General features: G+C 71.5%; 15 protein-coding genes. 4 read left to right on the forward strand and 11 right to left on the reverse strand.

Annotated features, from left to right (window positions below; translation table 11 throughout):
• Genes ASG91_RS02450 through ASG91_RS02470 form a run of 5 tightly spaced genes read right to left on the reverse strand, consistent with a single transcriptional unit; the run spans nucleotide 1 to nucleotide 8,484 of the window.
• Nucleotides 1-1,632: an amidohydrolase gene (locus ASG91_RS02450; protein ID WP_371262020.1), complete on the reverse strand. Its 1,632-nt coding sequence runs from the start codon at nucleotides 1,630-1,632 to the stop codon at nucleotides 1-3.
• A gap of 10 nt (nucleotides 1,633-1,642) precedes the next feature.
• Nucleotides 1,643-2,845 carry an acetate/propionate family kinase gene (locus ASG91_RS02455; RefSeq protein WP_056920995.1) on the reverse strand — a complete coding sequence of 401 codons (1,203 nt, stop codon included), beginning with the start codon at nucleotides 2,843-2,845 and terminating at the stop codon, nucleotides 1,643-1,645.
• On the reverse strand, nucleotides 2,845-4,905 hold the full coding sequence (gene pta / locus ASG91_RS02460) for a phosphate acetyltransferase (RefSeq protein ID WP_235545331.1): 2,061 nt from the start codon (nucleotides 4,903-4,905) through the stop codon (nucleotides 2,845-2,847). The genes ASG91_RS02455 and pta overlap by 1 nt, the downstream gene beginning before the upstream one ends.
• 10 nt (nucleotides 4,906-4,915) lie before the next feature.
• Nucleotides 4,916-7,363, reverse strand: coding sequence for a phosphoketolase (locus tag ASG91_RS02465; RefSeq protein WP_056920996.1), 2,448 nt, complete (start codon nucleotides 7,361-7,363; stop codon nucleotides 4,916-4,918).
• 50 nt (nucleotides 7,364-7,413) lie between these two features.
• A complete protein-coding gene (locus ASG91_RS02470; protein ID WP_235545333.1) occupies nucleotides 7,414-8,484 on the reverse strand; it encodes an L-erythro-3,5-diaminohexanoate dehydrogenase in 1,071 nt (356 codons plus the stop codon).
• Nucleotides 8,485-8,570: 86 nt separating this feature from the next.
• Here ASG91_RS02470 and ASG91_RS02475 point away from each other — a divergent pair, with 86 nt between their 5' ends.
• The 3 genes from ASG91_RS02475 to ybaK all read left to right on the forward strand — a co-directional run bounded on the left by ASG91_RS02475 (nucleotide 8,571) and on the right by ybaK (nucleotide 11,202).
• The gene (locus tag ASG91_RS02475; protein ID WP_056920998.1) at nucleotides 8,571-10,016 is read left to right on the forward strand and encodes a KamA family radical SAM protein; all 1,446 of its coding nucleotides are present in this window, start codon (nucleotides 8,571-8,573) and stop codon (nucleotides 10,014-10,016) included.
• A gap of 98 nt (nucleotides 10,017-10,114) precedes the next feature.
• On the forward strand, nucleotides 10,115-10,726 hold the full coding sequence (locus ASG91_RS02480; RefSeq protein WP_056920999.1) for a biotin transporter BioY: 612 nt from the start codon (nucleotides 10,115-10,117) through the stop codon (nucleotides 10,724-10,726).
• A gap of 2 nt (nucleotides 10,727-10,728) precedes the next feature.
• Nucleotides 10,729-11,202, forward strand: coding sequence for a Cys-tRNA(Pro) deacylase (gene ybaK, locus ASG91_RS02485; protein WP_235545343.1), 474 nt, complete (start codon nucleotides 10,729-10,731; stop codon nucleotides 11,200-11,202).
• A 5-nt stretch (nucleotides 11,203-11,207) separates the two neighbouring features.
• On the opposite strand, the gene ASG91_RS02490 is transcribed toward ybaK, so the two are convergent.
• Nucleotides 11,208-11,630 carry an Lrp/AsnC family transcriptional regulator gene (locus tag ASG91_RS02490; RefSeq protein ID WP_056921001.1) on the reverse strand — a complete coding sequence of 141 codons (423 nt, stop codon included), beginning with the start codon at nucleotides 11,628-11,630 and terminating at the stop codon, nucleotides 11,208-11,210.
• Between the two features lie 48 nt (nucleotides 11,631-11,678).
• Between ASG91_RS02490 and ASG91_RS02495 the strand changes: the two genes are divergently transcribed.
• Nucleotides 11,679-12,674, forward strand: coding sequence for a 5'-3' exonuclease (locus ASG91_RS02495; protein WP_056921243.1), 996 nt, complete (start codon nucleotides 11,679-11,681; stop codon nucleotides 12,672-12,674).
• A 151-nt stretch (nucleotides 12,675-12,825) separates the two neighbouring features.
• Here ASG91_RS02495 and ASG91_RS02500 read toward each other — a convergent pair whose 3' ends face one another.
• The 5 genes from ASG91_RS02500 to ASG91_RS02520 form a co-directional block, all read right to left on the reverse strand.
• Entirely contained in the window at nucleotides 12,826-15,663 is a 2,838-nt protein-coding gene (locus ASG91_RS02500) for an RNA helicase (RefSeq protein ID WP_056921002.1), read from the reverse strand.
• A 10-nt stretch (nucleotides 15,664-15,673) separates the two neighbouring features.
• Nucleotides 15,674-16,573: a YegS/Rv2252/BmrU family lipid kinase gene (locus tag ASG91_RS02505; protein ID WP_056921003.1), complete on the reverse strand. Its 900-nt coding sequence runs from the start codon at nucleotides 16,571-16,573 to the stop codon at nucleotides 15,674-15,676.
• A complete protein-coding gene (gene tatC / locus ASG91_RS02510; RefSeq protein ID WP_056921244.1) occupies nucleotides 16,570-17,340 on the reverse strand; it encodes a twin-arginine translocase subunit TatC in 771 nt (256 codons plus the stop codon). Before tatC ends, ASG91_RS02505 begins: the two co-directional genes overlap by 4 nt.
• A gap of 65 nt (nucleotides 17,341-17,405) precedes the next feature.
• Nucleotides 17,406-17,693, reverse strand: coding sequence for a Sec-independent protein translocase subunit TatA (gene tatA / locus ASG91_RS02515; protein ID WP_056921004.1), 288 nt, complete (start codon nucleotides 17,691-17,693; stop codon nucleotides 17,406-17,408).
• Nucleotides 17,694-17,760: 67 nt separating this feature from the next.
• Nucleotides 17,761-18,072 (reverse strand): hypothetical protein, encoded by a 312-nt coding sequence (locus tag ASG91_RS02520; protein WP_056921005.1) that lies wholly within the window; start codon nucleotides 18,070-18,072, stop codon nucleotides 17,761-17,763.
• Nucleotides 18,073-18,078 lie beyond the last annotated feature (6 nt).

Here is an 18,078-nt window from a genome sequence, read left to right on the forward strand (position 1 = left end):
TCATCCGGCCTCGAACACGGGGCGACCTCGCACCACGGTGCGCAGGCAGGTCGGGGCCGGCTCCCCCGGGGACAGGTCCGGCAGCCCCGGCGTCCCCGAGCGGGGGTCGGTCGACCAGGTCTGGATCCGGTCGTCCGGCGCCTGCACCACGAGGTCGCCCACCTCCCAGACGGCGAACGTGGCGGGCAGCCCGAGGTCGAGGTAGCCCCGGTCGTCGAACCCTGCGGCCCGCCAGCCCCCGCGGGTGTGGGCGAGGAAGGCCGACCGGGCGGACACCCGCTGGCTCTCGTCGTGGTGGAACGCCGCGGCCCGGACGGCTTCCCACGGGGCGAACGGGGTCACCGGGGAGTCGGACCCGAAGGCGACCGTCATCCCCGCCGCCATCATCGACGCGAACGCGTTCATCGGCGCGCTGTCGCCACCGGCGCGACCGTGCACGCGGTCGGCACCCAGCCGCGCGGCATACATGCCCTGGTCGCCGCCCCAGAACGCGTCGAAGGCCGGCTGCACGCTGGCGCCGACGCCGAGGCGCACCAGCCGCTCGATCCCGTCGCGGGAGACCATCTCGAGGTGCTCCAGCCGGTGCCGCGACCGGGTGACGACCGGGGCGCCCACCAGCTCGGCGGCGGCCTCGAAGCCGGCCACGGCGGTGTCGACCCCGGCGTCGCCGATGACGTGGAACCCCGCCTGCAGCCCGGCCAGGGAGCACGCCGCGACGTGGTCGCGGACCTGCTCGACGGTGAGGTAGGCGTTGCCGGTGTGCCCCGCGGCGTCGGCGTACGGCGCCCGCAGGTGGGCGGTGCGGGAGCCCACCGAGCCGTCGATGTTGAGGTCTCCCGCCAGTCCCCGGGCGCCGCGCAAGGTGGCCACGTCGCGGGCCTCCGCCTCGTCGGCGACCAGCTGGGCCCAGTAGCCGAGGGTCTGGGGGCCGTCGCCCCGCTCCCCCGCTGCCAGCACCTCGGCGAAGTCGTCGGTGCCCGAGAGCGTCCGGCCGCCGTTCTCCTGCACCAGCCCGATCCCCGCGGCGGCGGCCGACTGGAGGGCGAAGTCGATGTCGGCCTGCCGCTGGGCCGGGGTGACGGCGCCGTTGAAGGCCTCGCGGGCGGCGTGGTGGGCGTCGCGCGTCACCAGGCCGTCACCTTCCCAGCCGGGCAGCCCACGGGCTCCCGAAGCGGCGGCCAGGGCAGAGGAGATGACGGCGGAGTGACCGTCCACACGGGGCGAGTAGACGACCCCGCCGTAGGTGGCCCGGTCGAGCTCGGCCCCGGTGTGCGGTCGGTGCTCGGCCCAGTGGTCCTGGTCCCAGTTCGGGGCGTAGACCGGTCGTCCCTGGCTGCGACGGGCGGCGTCCTCGATGCGGCTCAGCGCCTCGGCCACGGAACGGGTCGTGCCCAGGTCCACGCCGCGCAGCCCGGCGCCGGTCTGTGACACGTGCGCGTGCGCGTCGACGAAGGCCGGGGTGACCAGGGCGCCGTCGAGCTCGACCACCTCGTCCACGGCATCGACGTGCACGGCGGCAGCGTCGTCGCCGCCGATCCACGCGATCGTGCCGGTTGCCTCGTCGACGACCATGGCGTTCGCGAACGGGTCGATCGGGGTGTAGACGAAGCCGCCGCGGTAGAGGGTGCTCACGTCCAGCACCCTAGACGGGGGCGTCCTCCCCCAGGACGGCGAGGCAGGCCCGCGCGATCTCCAGCTCCTCGTTGGTGGGCACGACGTACGCGGGGATCCGGCTGTCCGGTGCCGTGACCAGCCGTTCCGGGTCGCCGGCGACGTTGGCGAGCGGGTCCACCTCGACTCCGAGTGCGGCCAACCCGCTGAGGACGGCGTGCCTGACCTCGGTGCTGTTCTCGCCGATGCCCCCCGTGAACGCGATGGCGTCCACGCGTCCCAGCGCCACGGCATACGCCCCGACGTACTTGCGCAGCCGGTAGACCATCACGTCGAACGCCAGCGCTGCGTCGGCGTCGCCATCGGCGCGCCGGCCTTCGAGCTCGCGCAGGTCGGAGACGCCCGCGAGGCCGAGGAGGCCGCTGGCCTTGTTGAGCGCCTCGTCGTATGCCGTGGCGTCCAGGTCGGCGACCCGGGCCAGGTAGGCGCCCAAAGCCGGGTCGACGTCACCCGAGCGGGTGCCCATGACGAGGCCCTCGAGCGGCGACAGCCCCATCGAGGTGTCGATGCTCCGCCCACCCTGCACGGCACAGGCGCTGGCGCCGTTGCCGAGGTGGAGCACGATGACGTTGCTGTCGCCCGGGTCGCGGCCGAGCAGCTCCGCCGTGCGTCGGGACACGAAGCGGTGCGAGGTGCCGTGGAAGCCGTAGCGCCGCACCTGGTGACGCTCCCGCCACTCCAGCGGCACGGCATACGTGTGGGCGTGTGCGGGGAGGCTCTGGTGGAAGGCGGTGTCGAAGACCGCCACCTGCGGTACGTCAGGAAAGGACACCCGGGCGCTGAGGATCCCCTCGAGGTTGGCGGGGTTGTGCAGCGGCGCCAGCGGCACGAGCTCGCGGATCGCCGCGATGACACCGTCGTCGACGACCACGGGTTCGGTGAAGCGGGGTCCGCCGTGGACCACGCGGTGACCCACCGCGAAGGGCGGGCTCGCCACCAGGTCTGGTCCGTGCTCGCGCAGTGCCGAGCGGGCCGCCTCGAGCGCGGCGCGGTGGTCCGGGCAGCTCACGTCGACCTCGTGCGTGCGGCCCTGGCTGGTGTGGCGCAGGTGGCCGGCGCCACCGATCTGCTCGACGATGCCGGTCGCCGCGGTCGCACCGGTCGTCGTGTCGAGGACCTGGTACTTCAGCGACGACGAGCCCGCGTTGACGACCAGCACCGTCCGCGCGGCCATCAGGCGCCGGCCTGGACGGCGGTGATCGCGATGGTGTTGACGATGTCGCGGACCAGCGCCCCGCGGGACAGGTCGTTGACGGGTCGGTTGAGCCCCTGGAGGACGGGGCCGATGGCCACCGCCGAGGCGCTGCGCTGCACCGCCTTGTAGGTGTTGTTGCCGGTGTTGAGGTCGGGGAACACCAGCACCGTGGCGCGCCCGGCGACCGGGCTGTCCTTGAGCTTGGTCGCCGCCACGTGCGGGTCGACGGCGGCGTCGTACTGGATGGGGCCCTCGACGAGCAGCTCGGGAGCCCGCTGGTGGACCAGCGCGGTGGCCGTGCGCACCTTGTCGACGTCGGCGCCACTGCCCGACTCCCCCGTCGAGTAGGACAGCATCGCCACGCGCGGCTCGATGCCGAACTGCTGGGCCGTGCGCGCCGAGGAGATCGCGATGTCGGCCAGCTGCTCGGCGGTGGGGTCGGGGTTGACGGCGCAGTCGCCGTAGACGAGGACCCGGTCGGCGAGGCACATCAGGAAGACACTGGAGACCACGGAGACGTCCGGCGCGGTGCGCACGATCTCGAGGGCCGGCCGGATGGTGTGGGCCGTCGTGGTGATGCACCCCGAGACCATGCCGTCGGCCAGTCCCTGGTGCACCATCATCGTGCCGAAGTACGACGGGTCGACCACCCGGTCGCGGGCCTGGTCGAGGGTGACGCCCTTGTGGGCGCGCAGGGCGGCGTAGTCGCTGGCAAAGGTCTCGCGCAGCGCGCTGGTGGCCGGGTCGACGACTGCGGCCGCGGAGATGTCCACACCCAGGCGCGCGGCGTTCGCGCGGATCGTCTCCTCCGGGCCCAGGAGGGTGAGCCTGGCGATGCCCCTGGCCAGGACCGTGTCGGCCGCGAGCAGGATGCGGTCCTCCGCACCCTCGGGCAGCACGACGTGGGCACCGGACGCGCGGGCGTCCTCGACGAGGCGGTGCTCGAACATCAGGGGCGTGACCGCGCCCCCGCCGGCCGCCGCGACCGGACCCAGCAGGGCCTCGGCGTCCAGCCCGCGCTCGACCATGGCGACGGCGGCTTCGAGCTTGCGGGTCGAGTCGGGGGTGAGCCGGCCCCGGGCCGCCCCGAGCCGCGACGCGGTGGTCATGGTGCCGCTGTCCGTGGCGATCACCGGCAGCACGACGTCGAGTCCCTCGATCAGCCGCTCCACCTGCGGCGGCAGGGGGAACCCGCCGTTGAGGACGATCCCCGCGAGGTTCGGGAAGGTCTTGGAGCGGTGGGCCAGCAGCACCCCCAGCACGACGTCCTCCCGGTCGCCGGGCACGATCACCACCCCGCCGTCGATCAGCCGGTCGAGGACGTGCGGCATCGTCATGGCGGCAACGACCAGGCCCATGCACTCGCGGTCGAGCCAGGCGGGGTCGCCGTGGACGAGCCGACCGCCACACGCGTCGAGGAGGTCCTGGATGGTCGGCGCCCTGAGCAGGGGTGTCTCGGGCAGGGCCTGCACGGGCACCTGCACCCGGCCGGACACGGCCTGCTGGGTCTGGGTGAGCCGGTCCGGGGACACCTGGTTGGCCACCACCCCCGTGACGTGGGCGTGGGCCTCCCGCGCCGCCTGCACGGCCATCTCGGCGGTCGTGGCCACGTCGACCGGGTCGCGGCCCTGGGCCGGGACGACGAGCAGGAGACGCGACCCCAGGTTGGCGGCCACGGCGGCGTTGACCGAGAACTCCGTGGGGGCCGCGACGTCGGTGAAGTCCGATCCCACCACGAGGACCACGTCGTGGGCCCGCGCGACCTCGTGGAACCGATCCACGATCGACCCCATCGCCCGCTCGGGGTCCGCGTGCAGGTCGTCGTAGGTGACGCCGCACGCCTGGTCGACGGTCAGGTCGCCGGGCAGCTGCGACAGCAGCGTGCGGACCAGCTCGTCGGGCACCCCGGCGCGCACGATGGGCCGGTAGACCCCCACCCGTCCCGCGCGCCGGGACAGCTGGTCGAGCAGCCCGACGGCCACCGCCGACTTGCCGGACTGCGCCTCGGTGCCGGCGATGTAGATGCTGGTGGTGGCCACGGGGTCGAAACTACCGGCCCGGCCCATCCGTCGCCGCGTGGCCAGCGAGGCCACGCCAGGTCCACTCGGCGACGTCGGGCAGGTCCTCGAGGTGCTCTTCGATGTAGGGGCGGTGCTCGGACAGCCTGCGCTCGCAGAGCTCCGTCAGGGCGTCCGAGCCGGCCACCTGCCGCTCGACCCTGCGGAGCACCTCCAGGGCGAGGTGGAACCGGCTCATCCGGTTCAGCACGACCATGTCGAACGGCGTCGTCGTGGTGCCCTGCTCGTTGAACCCCCGGACGTGGAAGCGCCCGGGCTCACTGCGCCCGTGGATGAGCTGGTGGACGGCGCGGGGGTAGCCGTGGAACGCGAAGACCACGTGCTTGTCGGGGGTGAACAACCCGTCGAACGTGGCGTCCGGGTAACCGTGGGGATGGTCGTTCTCGGGCAGGAGGGCCATCAGGTCGACCACGTTGACGAACCGCACTCGGAGGTCGGGCACGTGCTCGGCGAGCAGCTCGACGGCCGCGAGGGCCTCCTGGGTCGGGACGTCCCCTGCACAGGCCAGCACGATGTCGGGCTCGTCGTCCGGACCACAGGTGCTGGCCCAGTCCCACACGCCCGCGCCCGCCGCGCAGTGCGCGTGGGCCTCGTCGAGGGTGAGGTACTGCAGGTGCTTCTGCTTGTCCACGACGATGAGGTTGACGTGGTTCGTGCTGCGCAGGCAGTGGTCGGTGATCGACAGGGTGGTGTTGGCGTCCGGCGGGAGGAAGACCCGCACCACCTCCGGGGACAGCGGGATCAGGCAGTCGATCAGGCCCGGGCCCTGGTGGGAGAAGCCGTTGTGGTCGTTGCGCCAGCAGGTCGACGTGAGCAGCACGTTGAGCGACGACACGTCTGCGCGCCACGGCAGCTCCTGGGCGTGCTGGAGCCACTTCACGTGCTGGACCGCCATCGACGCCGACACCATCGCGAACGCCTCGTACGTCGCGAAGACCCCGTGTCGGCCGCTGAGCAGGTAGCCCTCGAGCCAGCCCTGGCAGAGGTGCTCGCTCAGCACCTCCATGACCCGGCCATCCGGCCCCAGCTGCTCGTCCGTGTCCCGCAGTGGACCGAGGAAGCAGCGGTCGGTCACCTCGAACACCGGCTGCAGCCGGTTGCTTGCCGTTTCGTCCGGGGAGAACAGCCGGAAGGTGCCGCCACCGTCGGGACGGGCCGTCGCGGCATACAGGTCACGCATGAGGCGACCCGAGGTGATGGTGTTCTCGAGCGAGAGCTGACCCCGGGTGGCCGGCGTGACCGTGAACTCGTGGGCGGAGAGGTCCACCGTGGGCAGGTCCTCCCGCAGGCGCCCGCCGTTCGCATAGGGAGTCGCCGACATCCGCCGGTCGCCCTCCGGGGCGAGGGCCCGCAGCTCGGGCACGAGCCGCCCGTCGGCGTCGAAGAGGTCCTCGGGTCGGTAGGTCCGCAGCCACTCCTCGAGCATCCTCAGGTGCGCGGGGTCCTTCGAGAGCCCGGACAACGGCACCTGGTGGGCCAGGTTCGTGCCCTCGACCTGCTTGCCGTCCACCACGTCCGGCCCGGTCCAGCCCTTGGGGGTGCGGAGCACGATGGCCGGCCACGCGTGCCGCACGCTCGCGGCCGGTCCGGCGCCGTCGCGAGCCTCGGCCTGGATGGCGCGGATCCGGTCGTGGGCGGCGGCCAGGGCCGAGCGGAGGGCCGGGAACACCGCCCGCGGGTCGTCGCCGCTGACGGTCACGGGCTCCCACCCCTGGCTGCGCAGGTAGGCCTCCACGTCCTCGTCGGAGGTGCGCCCGAGCACGGTCGGGCCGGCGATCTTGTAGCCGTTGAGGTGCAGGATCGGCAGGACGGCTCCGTCGCGCCGGGGGTTGAGGAAGTTCGGCAGGCGCCACGACGCGGCCAACGGACCGGTCTCGGCTTCCCCGTCGCCGACCACGCAGGCGACGACGAGGTCGGGGTGGTCGAACGCTGCACCGGCGGCGTGCACCAACGCGTAGCCGAGCTCGCCTCCTTCGTGGATCGAGCCCGGGGTCTGCACGCTGACGTGGCTGGGCACTCCCCCTGGTGACGAGAACTGGCGGAACAGCCTCAGCACCCCCTCGGCGTCGTCGCCGACCTGGGGATAGACCTCGGTGTACGTCCCCTCGAGCCAGGCCGCCGCCACGAGGGCGGGGCCACCGTGCCCGGGCCCGGTCACGTAGAGCCAGTCCGTGTCGGTCTCGCGGATCCGCCGGTTGAGCAGCGCGTAGATCATCGACAGGCCCGGGCTGGTACCCCAGTGGCCGAGCAGCCGCGGCTTGGTGTGCGCCAGGGTCAGGGGCTCGCGCAGCAACGCGTTGTCCCTCAGGTAGATCTGCCCGACGGTCAGGTAGTTGGCCGCAGCCCACCACCGCAGGTCGAGCTCGAGGTCCTCCGCGGCGTAGGCCAGGGTTTCGGGCACAGCGGTTCTCTCGGGCATGGGCCCACCCCACCACGCTGCCCTGCGGGAGCGATAGGCCCTTGGTCCTGCTACTCCTGCAGGCGTCCCTCGAACAGGCCGCGGACCGCGGCGTTGCGCCGGATCAGCTCGAGCGCGTATGCCGCGTGGCCGGGGACGTAGCCGTTGCCCACCAGCATCCGCACGTCGGCCGCCACGCCTTCGGCGCCGAGGGCGGCGGCCGCGAAGTGCGTCGCCATGGAGAAGTAGATGATCGTGCCGCCCTGTGCGGTCGACAGGATCGCGGGCTGCTCACACCCGGGCACGTCGACGCAGACGACGGTGACGTCGGCCGGACCGCCGGCTGCCGTCACGGCCTCCGAGAGGCCCAGCGGGCTGCGTGCGTCGGCGATGACGACCTCGTCGGCCAGCCCGGTGCCGGCCAGCAGGTCGGCCTCGCGCTGGAACGGCACCACCGCGATGCGTCGGCCCGCACCGGCGTCGGCCGCAGCCGCCAGCGAGAGGGAGCCGGACTTCCCGGCCCCGCCGAGGACTGCCACGGTCGGCGCGAGGCCGCGCTCGGCATACTCCCGCACCACCCTGGCCACGAGCGCAGGTGCGCCGCACACGTCCATGACCATCAGCGCGAGGTCGGGGTCGAGGTCCTCGGGCAGCTGCGCAGCGATCGAGCGCCCGAAGAGGATGGCGTGGCCCTGTGCCGGGACCCGTTCGGAGCGTCCGTCCCAGCCGGCCAGCTCGTCGGTGATGACCAGTGGCGTCAGGGACAGCGAGACGAGGGTGGCGACCCGGTCTCCGACGGACAGCCCGAGGGTGGACTTCGGTCCGACCTCCTCGACGGTGCCGATGAGCATGCCGCCCGAGCCGGTCACGGGGTTCTGCATCTTGCCGCGGGTGGCGACGATGTCGAGCACCTCGGCTCGGACCGCGGCGCCGTCTCCCCCGTGCTTCTCGGTGAGCTGGCGGAACGACGCGGCGTCGAGGTTGAGCGTCTCGATCGCGATGCGCACCTCGTCGGGCCACAGCTCGGGTGAGGCATCCAACCGGGTTGCGGCCTGCGGCAGGCAGGCACCGGCCGGCTCGACCACGCGGTGCAGACCCACCGGCGAGGACGGCGTGGATCGGCTTTCGATCGACGCAGACACAGAATCTCCCCTCAATAGCGACACTCACCGCAAAAGTTGCGGTGGTTGGTCGATTTCATCGGAACCTGTCCCGTATCCTGCCATGTATGAGCACCGCGATCGAGCAGCCCTACGTCTACCGGCACCGCGAGCTGGTCGAGCCCGACTGGACCCGTTTCCCCGGCTGGCGCGACGTGACCGCCACCGACTGGGCCAGCGCCCAGTGGCAGCGGGCGCACTGCGTCAAGAACATCAAGCAGCTGCGCGAGCTCATGGGCGACCTGCTCACCGACACCTTCTATGCCGACCTCGAGCGCGACCAGGCCGAGCGGGCCACGATGTCGATGCTCGTCCCGCCGCAGATGATGAACACCATGGTCAGCGAGCTGACCTGGGCCGACGGCACGATGCCCGCCGCGGGCGCCGAGTTCACCCGAGCGTTCTACGCCGACCCGATCCGGCGCTACATGCTCCCGGTGTTCTCCGACCGTCGCACTGACTGGCCCTCGCACCCGCACGCCACCCGCGACAGCCTGCACGAGCACGACATGTGGGCCGTCGAGGGCCTCACCCACCGTTACCCGACCAAGGTGCTGGCGGAGATGCTGCCGACCTGCCCGCAGTACTGCGGCCACTGCACCCGGATGGACCTGGTCGGCAACTCCACCGCGGTCATCGACAAGCTCAAGCTGACCGGCAAGCCGGTCGACCGGTATGCCGCGATGCTCGACTACCTGCAGCGCACGCCCCAGGTGCGCGACGTCGTGGTGTCCGGCGGCGACGTGGCCAACATGCCGTGGAAGAACCTCGAGGGCTTCCTCGACAAGCTGCTCGACGTCGACAACATCCGCGACATCCGGCTCGCCACGAAGGCGCTGATGGGTCTGCCGCAGCACTGGCTCCAGCCTGACGTCGTCGAGGGCGTTGCCCGGGTCTCCGCCAAGGCGCGCTCGCGTGGTGTCTCCATCGCGATCCACACCCACGTCAACAACGCCCAGTCCGTGACGCCGCTCGTGGCCGACGCCAGCAAGGCGATGCTCGAGGCCGGCGTCCGCGACGTGCGCAACCAGGGCGTCCTCATGCGCGGGGTCAACGACACCACCGAGCAGCTGCTCGACCTCTGCTTCGCCCTCCAGGACGACGCGATGATCACGCCGTACTACTTCTACATGTGCGACATGATCCCGTTCTCCGAGCACTGGCGGCTCTCGCTCGCCGAGGCTCAGCACCTGCAGCACTCGATGATGGGCTACCTGCCGGGCTTCGCCACTCCGCGCATCGTCTGCGACGTGCCCTTCGTCGGCAAGCGCTGGGTGCACCAGGTCGACAGCTACGACACCGAGCGCGGGATGTCGTTCTGGCGCAAGAACTACCGCACCTCGATCGAGGGTGCGGACACCGACGCGCTGTCCCGTGACTACGTCTACTACGACCCGATCTACACCCTCCCGGAGGCCGGTCAGCAGTGGTGGCGCGAGGAGGGCGACCACGAGGCCGCCCACGCCGTGGCCGTCGAGCGGGCCGCCGCCAGCCGTGAGGCGTCGCTGGTCTGAGCTGGTGGCGCTGGTCTGAGCTGGTGGCGCGGACGGTGTGACGTGGCCGACGTGGGACCTGCGTGTGCCGCGTGGTCGGCTTTCGCTAGGTTGCTCCCGTGACTGCTATCGCCCTCCCCCACAAGCGCGTCCTCGCCGACTACGTCCCTGCCGTCGCCGGTGTCCCGGCCTCGGTCGGTGCCCGGGTCCGCGACCTCGCCCTCGTCGCCGCAGGAGCCGGTTTCATCGGTCTGCTCTCCCAGTGGAGCATCCCCCTGCCCGGCACGCCGGTGCCCCTGACGCTCGGCACGTTCGCCGTCCTCCTGACCGGTGCCTCGCTCGGTGGCCTCCGGGCCCTGCTGAGTGTCGGCACCTACCTCGTGGCCGGCGGCCTCGGGGTGAACTGGTTCGCCGGTCACCGGGACGGCTGGGGCGGCGTCACCTTCGGTTACATCATCGGCTACGTCATCGCGGCGACGCTCGTGGGCTGGCTCGCCCAGCGTGGCGGTGACCGGACGGTCGCCAAGACGGTCGTCACCATGGCCGTGGGCAACCTCATCATCTACGCGGTGGGTGTGTCCTGGCTGATGAACTCCACCGGCATGGACCTGTCGGCCGGACTCAAGGCGGGCATGACCCCGTTCCTCATCGGTGACGCCATCAAGATCGCGGCGGCAGCCGGTCTGCTCCCGGCCGCCTGGTCGCTGGTCAAGCGCGTCGAGAAGCGCTGAGGTTGGCCTCAGGCACTCCTGCCACGACGGCCCTGACCCGACTCGGGCTGGCCTTCGAGCTGCACCCCTACGACCACGACCCCGCGGCGGCTTCCTACGGACTGGAAGCCGCGGCGGCGTTGTCGGTGCCGCCGGCCCAGGTCTTCAAGACGCTCCTCGTCGTCGGGGACTCGGGACTCGCCGTCGGTGTCGTGCCGGTCGACCGGCAGCTCGACCTCAAGGCGGTCGCCGCGGCCCTCAGCCTGAAGAAGGTGACCATGGCCCAGCCCGCCGATGCCGAGCGCTCCACCGGCTACGTCGTCGGTGGCATCTCCCCCATCGGCCAGCGCAAGGTACTGCCGACCGTCGTGGACGAGTCGGCCTTGGGTTTCGCGCGGGTCTACGTCTCGGGTGGGCGCCGTGGCCTGGACATCTCGTTGGCACCGGCCGATCTGGTCGCCGCGACGAAGGCCACGGTGGCGTCGATCGCCCGCTGAGGGGTCTACTCCCAGGGCGTTGAGAGCACCACGGTGGTGCGCGTCGCCACGTTCGCAGCAGCCCGGATCCTGGCCAGCAAGGTCTCGAGGTCTCCCGGCGTGTGCACCCTGGCCTTGAGGATGTAGTTCTCCTCCCCCGCCACGGAGTGGCAGGCCTCGAGCTCGGTGATGTCGCGCAGCCGGTCCGGGATGTCGTCTGGCGCAGCGGGGTCCAGCGGCGAGATGGAGATGAAGGCCGTGAGCGGCAGGTCGAGGGCGGTGAAGTCCACGAGCGCGGCATACCCCTTGACGACGCCCCGCTCCTCGAGGCGGCGGACCCGCTGGTGCACCGCCGACGTGGACAGGCCCATGGCCTTGCCCAGGTCGGTGTAGCTCATCCGGCCGTCGGCGCGAAGCAGGTCGACGATGCGTCGATCGAGGTCTTCCACGCCCACACCCTACTGAGGTCGCGGCCGTCAGGTGGGAGCATGTCCGCCATGACCTCGCCCGCCGGCACCGGCCGTCTCATGCTGCTCGACAGCGCTTCCCTCTACTTCCGGGCGTTCTTCGGCGTGCCCGACCAGCGCAGCGACGCCTCGCAGCCCCCTACCAACGCGATCCGAGGGTTCCTCGACATGATCGCCTCGCTGGTCACCACCCACCAGCCGACGCACCTCGTGGCGTGCTGGGACAACGACTGGCGGCCGCAGTGGCGGGTGGACCTGCTGCCCAGCTACAAGGCACACCGGGTGACCCAGGAGTCGCCCGCGCCGGCGCCGAGCGACGTGCCGGACCAGGCCCACCCGGCTTCGGACGACACCGTGGCCGAAGAGGTCCCGGACGACCTGGCCCCCCAGGTGCCGGTGATCGTCGACGCGCTGGCAGCGCTGGGGATCGCCCGGCTGGGGGCGGACGGCTTCGAGGCCGACGACGTGATCGGCACGCTGGCCACCCGCTGGGGCGGCACGATGGAGGTCGACATCGTCACGGGGGATCGCGACCTCCTGCAGCTCGTCGACGACGCCCGACGTGTGCGCGTCCTCTACACCGGGAAGGGCGGGGTGCGTGAGCCCGACCTCGCCACCCAGGACTACCTGCGGGCGAAGTATGCGGTGGACACTGGTGACGCCTACCTGGACATGTCGGTCCTCCGCGGCGACACCAGCGACGGCCTTCCCGGAGTCAAGGGAATCGGCGACAAGACGGCGGCCCAGCTCATCGCCGAGTACGGCTCGCTGGCCGGCCTCCGTGCGGCGGTGGATGGTGGGGCCCCGGCGATCAAGGGAGCCCGGCGGGTCAACCTCGAGGCGGCAGCGGCGTACCTCGACGTGGCCCCCACGGTGGTGCGGGTGACCCGCGATGCGCCCGTCGACGAGGTGGACATGGCGCTGCCGCGCGAGGTCGCCGATGCCGCGCTGATGAGCAAGATCGCCAGTGAGTTCGGCGTGACGAGCTCGTTCAACCGCGTGCTCTCCGCCCTGCGCATCGAGTAGCGGGGCGAGGAAATCGGCCAATTGCCCGAGATCCCGTGCGGCAGAGGGCGAATCCCTCAGGAAGTCGGCCAATTGCCCGACAATCTGGCCTGGGGCGCGCGCCAGAGCGAGGAAGTCGGCCCATTGGCCGAGAACAGCTTGGCTGGTGCCCTCAGTCGAGGCGGTCGGCGGCGACCACGCCACGCATCACGGCGTCGATGGCCTTGCGCGACGTGGCGCGCAGCGTCGGCTCGGGCGCCGCGTCACCGATCTGGCCGAGCAGGTCCACCACCTGCTTGCACCGCCGCACGAAGTCGCCGGCCGCCATGTCGGACCCCCGCAGCACCTCCTCGAGCTGGCGCCCACTCGCCCAGCGGTGCATCATCCAGGCCATCCCGGCGTCGGGGTCGCCGGTGAGCGGCAGGCCCAGCTCGCGCTCCCGGTCCTCGAGCACCGACCACAGCCGGTTCATCTCGCGAACCGCCTCGGCCACGTCCTCGTTCGGCATCCGCGGCGACGGGTCGGTCTCGTCCCTGCGGGGCTCGTGGATGAGGGCCGACACGACCGAGGCGAGCCCGGCCGGGTCGAGCCGCTTCCAGACCCCCAGCCGCAGGCACTCGGCGGCGAGCAGGTCCTTCTCGGTGTAGAGCCGGCGCAGGTTCTCGCCCTGGGGGGTGACGAGGTCACCGCTGTCGGACAGGTAGCCCATCTCGCCGAGCAGCGTGCAGATCCGGTCGAAGGTCCTGGCGACCGAGTTGGTCCGACCCTCCACCTTGCGCTGGAGCCCGACGGTCTCGCGCTTGAGCCGCCACCACCGCTCGGCCCAGCGAGCGTGGTCCTCGCGGTCGGGGCACTGGTGGCACGGGTGTGCCTTGAGCTGGCGGCGCAGCTCGGCGATGCGTCCGTCCTCGGCGCTGCCCGCGTATGCCGCGGAGCCGCGTGAGCGGGACGGCGGCGGGTCGTGGGGCACCGCGATGCGCAACGACGTGGCGAGGTCACGCCGGGCCTTGGGGCTCTTGGCGTTGAAGTGTGGCGGCACCTTGACGTGCCCGATCGCCTCGACCGGGGTGGGGACGTCGACGAGGGTCAGCTTGAGCAGCTGCTTGTCCTCGGTGACCACGGTCGGCGCCGGCGTCTCGCCCCGGTAGGACTTGGACGGCTGCACGACGACCGCGTAGCCGGCGCGACGACCCGACGGGATCTTGATGACGTCACCGATCCGCAACGTCTCCAGCGAGACCGCGGCCTCGGCGCGCCGGCTGGCCGACCGCTCCCGCGCCCCGTCCTTCTCGAGCCGCGCGATCTCGTGGCGCAGCGCGGCATACTCCGCGAAGTCGCCGAGGTGGCACGCCATCCCCTCGGCGTACCCCTCGAGGCCCTCCTCGTTCTTGCGCACGGCGCGGGCCATGCCGACGACGGCCCGGTCGGCCTGGAACTGGGCGAACGACGTCTCGAGGATCTCGCGGGACGTCTCGCGGCCCACCTGGGCCACGAGGTTGACCGCCATGTTGTAGGTCGGGCGGAACGACGAGCGGAGGGGGTAGGTGCGCGTGGAGGCAAGGCCGGCGACGGCGAGCGGGTCCATGCCGCGGTTCCACTGCACCAGGGCGTGGCCCTCGATGTCGATGCCGCGACGGCCGGCCCGACCGGTCAGCTGGGTGTACTCGGCGGGGGTGATGTCGGCGTGGGTCTCGCCGTTGAACTTCACGAGCTTCTCGATGACCACGGTGCGCGCCGGCATGTTGATGCCGAGGGCCAGCGTCTCGGTGGCGAACACCGCGCGGATCCGCCCGGCGGTGAACAGCTCCTCGACGATCTCGCGGAAGGTCGGCAGCATGCCGGCGTGGTGGGCGGCGAACCCCCGGGTCAGGCCGTCGACGAAGTCCCAGTAGCCGAGCACACCGAGGTCCTCGTCGGCCAGCGACGAGACCCGCTCCTCGACGGTGCGCCGGATCTTGTCGCCCTCGGCCTCGGGGATCAGCCGCAGGCCGTCGCGCAACAGCTGACCCACGGCCGCCTCGCAGCCGACCCGGCTGAAGATGAAGGTGATGGCGGGCAGGAGCCCTTCGCGCTCGAGCCGCTGGACGACCTCCGAGCGGGTCGCTCCCCCGCCGGGACGCCCCCCAGAGGTGCGGGCCATGCCCCGGCCGCCGTGACCACCGCCCGGCCCACGCGGACCCTTGCCCCGGCCACCGCGGCTGTGCCGGTCGGAGTGCGAGCCGTGGCGGGCGCCCTCGTCCCACCGGCCGCGCTGTTCCGACTGGCGGATCGCCTGCAGCAGCTCGGGGTTCACCCGCGTGGCGTCGATGCCGGTGACGGGAGCGGACGCCTCGTCGACGAACAGGTCGTACATCGACTGCGAGACCATCATGTGCTGCCACAGCGGCACCGGCCGGTGCTCGGAGACGATGATGTCGACCCCGCCGCGCACCTCGGAGAGCCACGCCCCGAACTCCTCCGCGTTGCTGACCGTGGCCGACAGCGACACGACCTGCACGTCCTGCGGGAGGTGGATGATGACCTCTTCCCACACCGCGCCGCGGAACCGGTCGGCGAGGTAGTGCACCTCGTCCATCACCACGAAGCCGAGCCCGTGCAGGGTGGACGACCCGGCATACATCATGTTGCGGAGCACCTCGGTCGTCATGACGACGACGGGTGCCTCACCGTTGATCGAGGAGTCACCGGTGAGCAGCCCGACGTTCTTCGCGCCGTGGCGGCGTACGAGGTCGTTGTACTTCTGGTTCGAGAGCGCCTTGATCGGGGTGGTGTAGAACGCCTTGCGGCCGCTGGCCAGGGCCAGGTGCACCGCGAACTCGCCGACGATGGTCTTGCCCGCACCGGTCGGAGCCGCGACGAGGACACCCCGACCGGCCTCCACGGCCTGGCAGGCCTGCACCTGGAAGTCGTCGAGGGGGAACCCGACCGTGGCCGCGAAGGCGGCCAGCTGCGACTTCTCGTATGCCGCGCGGCTGGCGCTTGCGGCGAATCGCTCAGCGGGCGTCGACATGCTCCCGAGCCTACGGTGCGGCAGGCGCCAGCACCGTCACCGCGCCGGGGACCACCTCGACGGTCAGCGGGAGCGGGGCGAACCGCTCCCCGTCGGCGTAGGCCACGATGCCCGCGGCCTCGAGCGTGACCGACCGTCCACGGATGATCTCGACGGCAGGGTGACCCACGTGGGCACCCTTGAACACCTTGGGGAAGACCTTGAGGAACTCCACCGTGCTGATCTCGTGGAGCAGGAGCACGTCGAGCAGGCCGTCGTCGAACTGCGCGTCCGGGAGCACCTGCATGCCTCCCCCGTAGCTGGGTCCGTTGCCGACCACGACCAGCATCGCCTTGGTCTCGTGCCGGATCCCGTCGACGGTCACGACGTAGGGAATCGCCTTGAAGAGCGGGAGCTCGCGCAGGATGGCGAGGTTGTAGCGCATCTGCCCCTTGGGCCACGGCCAGGTGTTGGCGCGCTCGTTGACGAGTGAGTCGAAGCCGGCGCCGAGCACCCCGACGTACCAGTGCCGGACCCCGTGGGCGTCGACGTGCTGCACTGCGTCGATGGTGCGCGGCACGCCGGTGGTCACGAGGTCGGCCGCCCGCACCGGGTCGTGGACCGGCAGGCCCAGGCCGCGGGCGACGTCGTTCCCGGTGCCGGCGGCGATGATGGCCAGCGTCGTCCCGGTCTCCGCCGCGAGGTCGACTCCGAGGTGCACCATGCCGTCGCCACCCACCACCGCCAGCACGTCCAGACCCTGCGCGATGGCGCCGAGCGCGCGGTCGCGAGCGGCGGCATACGTCTCGTCGGAGAGGTCGACGACGTCGTGCCCGGCCGCCCGCATCCGCTGGGCCACCTCGATGCCGAGCGACATGCCGCGGTTCTTGCCCGACGTGGGATTCACGACGAGCCCGACCCGCTTGCTCACAACGACGATGCCTCGTCGTCGGGCACCTCGACCCAGGCGGGACGGTTCTTGCGCCGCCCCCGCTCGATGAGCTTGCTGACGAGGATGGCTGCGACGTAGAGGATGCACAGCGGGACGGCGAGCAGGAACATCGTGAACGCGTCGGGAGTCGGCGTGGCGATGGCCGAGATCACGAAGATCCCGAAGATCGCCGGGCGCCAGGCCTTGATCATCGCCGAGGCGGGCAGGATGCCGATGGCGTTGAGCGCCACCAGGAAGACCGGCATCAGGAACGCGCAGCCGAAGGCCAGGATGAACCGGGTGACGAACGAGAAGTAGTCGCTGACCTGCTGGATGTTCGACGCGCCCGCCGGCGTGAAGCCGTAGAGCACCTCCAGCACCTTGGGCAGCACGTAGTACGCCAGGGCGCAGCCGGCCAGGAACAGCGGGACGGTGGCCGCGATGAACGCCAGCGAGACCCGCCGCTCCTTCTTCGTGAGGCCCGGCACGATGAACGCCCACAGCTGGTAGAGCCACACCGGGCTGGAGAGCAGCACCCCGACGAAGATCGACAGGCTGACCTGCTGCGAGAACGCCGCCGTGGCGTTGCCGAAGTTCAGGCTGATGACGCTCGTGGGGTTCTGGTCCTTGTACTCGTTGAACGGTGCCGCCAGCTGGTCGTAGACCCGCTCGTAGAAGATCCAGCCGAGCACCGCACCCGCGAGGAGGGTGATCGCCGAGATCAGGAACCGTCGGCGGAGCTCGCGCAGGTGGTCACCGAGGGACATCCGCCCCTCAGGGTTGCGGGCACGCCGGAAGGCCATGGTCGTGGGTGGGAAAGGAGCTGGCGACTCTAGGAGGCGCCGGAGCTGTTGTCCGTGCGCGGGGTGTTGTCCTCGCGGATCGGGTTGGTGCCCTCGGTGCCGGGGCTCGCGCCGGCGTCCTTGACGGTCTCGCCCTTGACGGTGTCAGCGCTCGCCGCCGACTTGCCGTCGTTCTTCATCTCGTCGACCTCGGACTTGAAGATGCGCATCGACCGACCGATGGAGCGCGCGGCATCCGGAAGGCGCTTGAAGCCGAAGAGCACGACCAGGAGGACGAGCAAGATGATGAGGTGCCAGCCCTCGAACAGTCCGCGCATGGTACTCAATTCCTCTCGGTCACCAGGTGACCATGATGTCGATCGTGCCGTGGGTGCGGCACTGCAGTCAGTCTAGGTGTCGGGCCCAGCTGGGACGCCGCGCGGCCAGTCGGGCGCGCCGCTGCTGCTTCAACGAGGCGCGGGTGGCGTCGCGTTCCCGGCGCAGCTGACGGGGGTCACCGAAGATGTCGGGCTGGGGCGGCGGCGGTCGCTCACCGAGGCGGTCGGTCTCGGCCTGCAGCGCGGCGACCGTCTGGGACGAGCGGCTGACCTCGGCCGTGAGCTCCTTGAACTGGCCCCAGACGCCCCAGGCGCGGGTCGCCAGGTAGGCCAGCGCGATCAGCACCAGCAGCGCCCAGATCAGGATCCACCACCACACGGGACG

Origin of the sequence: Phycicoccus sp. Soil802 (genome assembly GCF_001429605.1) — a bacterium.
Classification (GTDB): Bacteria; Actinomycetota; Actinomycetes; order Actinomycetales; family Dermatophilaceae; genus Pedococcus.

What these genes read in the sequence shown, in the direction of transcription:
- ASG91_RS02475 (WP_056920998.1), top strand. Translation starts at nt 8,571, where the DNA reads ATGAGCACCGCGATCGAGCAGCCCTACGTCTACCGGCACCGCGAGCTG.
- ASG91_RS02495 (WP_056921243.1), top strand. Translation starts at nt 11,679, where the DNA reads ATGACCTCGCCCGCCGGCACCGGCCGTCTCATGCTGCTCGACAGCGCT.
- tatA (WP_056921004.1), bottom strand. Translation starts at nt 17,693, where the DNA reads ATGCGCGGACTGTTCGAGGGCTGGCACCTCATCATCTTGCTCGTCCTC.
- ASG91_RS02465 (WP_056920996.1), bottom strand. Translation starts at nt 7,363, where the DNA reads ATGCCCGAGAGAACCGCTGTGCCCGAAACCCTGGCCTACGCCGCGGAG.
- ASG91_RS02455 (WP_056920995.1), bottom strand. Translation starts at nt 2,845, where the DNA reads ATGGCCGCGCGGACGGTGCTGGTCGTCAACGCGGGCTCGTCGTCGCTG.
- tatC (WP_056921244.1), bottom strand. Translation starts at nt 17,340, where the DNA reads ATGTCCCTCGGTGACCACCTGCGCGAGCTCCGCCGACGGTTCCTGATC.
- ASG91_RS02500 (WP_056921002.1), bottom strand. Translation starts at nt 15,663, where the DNA reads ATGTCGACGCCCGCTGAGCGATTCGCCGCAAGCGCCAGCCGCGCGGCA.